The 3,566-nt window shown below is 33.0% G+C and carries 4 protein-coding genes; 1 reads left to right on the forward strand and 3 read right to left on the reverse strand.

Translation table 11 applies throughout. The features are described 5' to 3' along the window. Nucleotides 1-50: 50 nt before the first annotated feature. Nucleotides 51-1,178: a tyrosine-type recombinase/integrase gene (locus CVD18_RS21810; RefSeq protein WP_199185128.1), complete on the reverse strand. Its 1,128-nt coding sequence runs from the start codon at nt 1,176-1,178 to the stop codon at nt 51-53. A gap of 275 nt (nt 1,179-1,453) precedes the next feature. Between CVD18_RS21810 and CVD18_RS23555 the strand changes: the two genes are divergently transcribed. Beyond that, entirely contained in the window at nt 1,454-1,639 is a 186-nt protein-coding gene (locus CVD18_RS23555; protein WP_369858944.1) for a hypothetical protein, read from the forward strand. Nucleotides 1,640-1,650: 11 nt separating this feature from the next. Here the strand turns inward: CVD18_RS23555 and CVD18_RS21820 are convergent, their stop codons facing one another. Next, entirely contained in the window at nt 1,651-3,201 is a 1,551-nt protein-coding gene (locus CVD18_RS21820) for an IS66 family transposase (RefSeq protein ID WP_233194618.1), read from the reverse strand. Next, nucleotides 3,194-3,566, reverse strand: a 373-nt coding sequence (tnpB, locus tag CVD18_RS21825; protein ID WP_146052906.1) for an IS66 family insertion sequence element accessory protein TnpB, incomplete at its 5' end; no start/stop codon positions are given. The genes tnpB and CVD18_RS21820, both read right to left, overlap by 8 nt.

The following is a 3,566-nucleotide window of genomic DNA, read 5'->3' on the forward strand; positions in this document are numbered from 1 at the left end:
AACATGAATATATAGTTACCATGGTAACTATATATTTCTTATGTGAGGAGCTAATTTAGTAAATCTTTTAGATTTTTAAACTTTTTTATGGCAACATGAGTATAAATTTCAGTTGTTTTGCTGGAATTGTGTCCTAATAAAACTTGAATGTATCGTAAATCTATTCCTTCTTCTAATAGATGTGTAGCAAAACTATGCCTTAACATATGAGGATGCACTGATTGGGTAATTCTAGCTTTTTTGGCAGCCTGTTTCACCACTTTTAATACACTGGTAGTGCTATATTTTCTTCCAACTTCGATGGCTTCAAATACGTATAGCTTTGGTTTATATATTTTATAATATTTTCTAAGGTTATCAAGCACAGATTGATTAAGAACTGTATATCGATCTCTATTTCCCTTGGCTTGCCTGACTTTGATAAGCATGTTTTTACTATCAATATCTGTAAGTTGGAGATCCAATAATTCACTTCTTCGCAACCCAGAAGAATATAATAGACTAATAATGCATTTGTGTTTTAGGTTTTTTGTAAGATCAATCATTCTTAGGATGTCTTCTTTAGCTAATATACTTGGTAGTTTTTGCTCTTTTCTAGGACGTTCAATGCTGTAAAATCGATTGGGCATCCCCATCACTACCTCATAATAAAACTTAATACTATTAATGGATTGGTCAATATAACTATTAGATTTCTTTTGCCTAATAAGCAGTTGTAAGTACTCTCTTATTTCTTGTTCTGATAGAGTTACAATATCTTTATCAGGATACTGATTTATAAATTTTTCAAATTGTGATATATAGACTTTACAGGTATTTAGGGCATATCTTTTAAGTTCTAATTTTAGAAGATATTCTTCTGGAACATATTTATAAGAAGCTGTTTTAGCTCTGTTACGATACCAATTAATATCAATAGGATCATTATTTGATACTACTTTGTCTCTAAAAAATGAATTTCCATTAATCAAGGCTACTCCTCTAAATTTCTCAAAAACCTTATTGAGGTTTTCTTTGGTATTTATGATATATACCATAGCAAACTCCTTGCTCCATCTGGGATTAGGGAGCTCTTTTATTAATGCTTGAATCACCTTGTCAGGATAGAACTGTAGCCCAATCATCTTTTGATCATGGATCAATAAATGTTTCAGTGTGATATGTTTTGTAAGGTTCATGATACAAAAATGTAGTATTTAAAAATCATAGTAGTATTTTAGTCGAATAACATTCGAATAGGATTCGAATAATTTTAATTAAAAAAGAAAACATGAATATCTGTCCACACTGCAATTCTGAAATTATTGGTAGATCTGATAAGAAATATTGCTCGATTCATTGTAAATCTGCTGATCAATATCAAAAACGAAAATCATAAGAAGTTCTATATTTCACTATTGATAAACAGCTCAAAACAAATCGGAAGCTCTTAAAAGCGTATAATAAATCTGGGATGTCTACCGTGCGCAAAGAAAAACTATTATCAGAGGGTTTTAATCCTACTTATTTTACACATTATTGGAAAAACAAAAAAGGACAGGTATATCTTTTTTGCTATGAGTATGGTTTTCTAGATCTAAAGCAAAGCCAGAAAGAAAAGTACGTACTTATAAAATGGCAAGAGTATATGAATACCTAGCGTATTTAATGTTATGGTGCTTCCCATTTATTAGGTAGAAGTTCATCTAATCGGTTTACCTTATATTCCTGTATGCTCTCTAGCACATCTTTAAGCCATGTGTATGGATCTATATTGTTAACTTTACAAGTTGCAAAAAAGGAATACAATATAGCTGCTTTTTGGGCAGCCTTGTGAGATCCTGCAAATAAATAATTCTTTCGACCTAATGCTAAAGGTCTGATTGTGTTTTCTACCAGATTATTATCAATCTTATAACGACCATCAGTAATGTATCTTTTCAGTTTATCCCATAATTTCAGGGTATATCCAATAGCTTTACCAATAGCACTTTTGGGAAGTACCTGTAGAATCTGATCTTTAAGCCAGGTTTCTAAACTATTTAAAATGGGAACTGCACATAACTCTCGATACCGTTTTATGAGCTCAAAAGTACTTTTTCGTTCTCTGGTTTTTCGCTCCATAGCATATAAATATTGAATTTGTTCCAATACATAACTGGCTCTGGATGCATCATTATCCAGTGCTTTTTCAAAATATCGTCTAGCATGTGCCATACAAGCCAATAATGTAATGTTTCCTTTAGTTCTAAGATTTAGATAGCCTGAATATCCATCGGTCTGAATGGTTCCAGTATACTCCTGTAGTATTTCTTCTGGTACTTTTCTAGATCGACTGGGATCATACTTGAATAAAACCAATCGTTCTATTGGGGCGTGATGCACCCAATGATATCCCATATGAAGTTTTCCTTTTTTAGCAGTATCATGAACACCTATAGGAGATTCATCTACCTGAAGGTAGCTACTTTGTAAAAGCTCCTTTTGTAAGGTATCATATAATGGCTCTAGTAGCTTAGTAGTTGCATTAAACCAATTACAAAGTGTTCCTTTGCTAATATCAAGATGTTGACTCTTGAATATTTGCTGTTGTCTATAAAATGGCAAGTGATGTACAAATTTACTGACCATAATATGTGCTAGTAATCCAGCTCCTGCATTTCCTTTCGGAATCGGAAGTGAAGGTAATGGTGCAACTATTATCCTTTCTTGTTCAGCTAAGATATATTTGGGACGTACAATTCTTCTAACAAAAATACTGGAAGGATTGTATTCTAATACCTCGGTGATCTCTTCTCCAATCTTTTTAGATCCTGGTAGGATATCATCTGGTTCTATGGTTTCTTCTATTCGTGGTAAGTGAGATGGAAGTGAACTACGAACGGGCAGCCTCTTCTCTGCTACTTGCTGCTCTCTTGTATAGCTAATTTCAATAGATTCAGGTTCAGTAGTAGAAACCTCCAACTGTTCTACAAATAAATCTAACTGTCCAGTTTCTGAAGAAATAAATCGTTCGCTTTTACTACCAAAAATCATCCGTTTAAGCTCTGATAATTGCTGTTGCAAATACTGATAATCAAATTGTAATTTTTGATGTTCTTTTACAAGAGTGTCATAAGCTTCTTGCAGCAGATATTGCTGATCAGACAAGGGATTATGAGCTATGATTTCCACACTATAAAGATACTCAAAACCTATTCGATTTCCAATAAAATCAAACATTTTCAGCTACTGATTTATAGCGTTTCCTTCTACTGATATTGGTAATAGAAATACCATCTATAAGTAATACTAACTGCGAATAGGTTAGAGAAATACTGCCAACTTCCTTATCATAATATGGAATCTCGAAAGTGCCAGATTCTAATCGCTTGTAATACAATATAAAACTGCTTCCACTCCAGTGCAACAATTTTACCTTATCACGGGTTTTATTGATAAAGATATATACCGAACCATTGGTGGGAGATGTAGAAAGATCATTTTGTATCAAACCACAAAGTCCATTAAAGCCTTTTCTCATATCAGTAGACTTGCTATACAAATGAAACTGATGGGTGGTGGTAAGTCCAAACATTACAAAAGGG

Source organism: Aquimarina sp. I32.4, from assembly GCF_002924285.1.
In the GTDB taxonomy this organism is placed as follows: domain Bacteria; phylum Bacteroidota; class Bacteroidia; order Flavobacteriales; family Flavobacteriaceae; genus Aquimarina.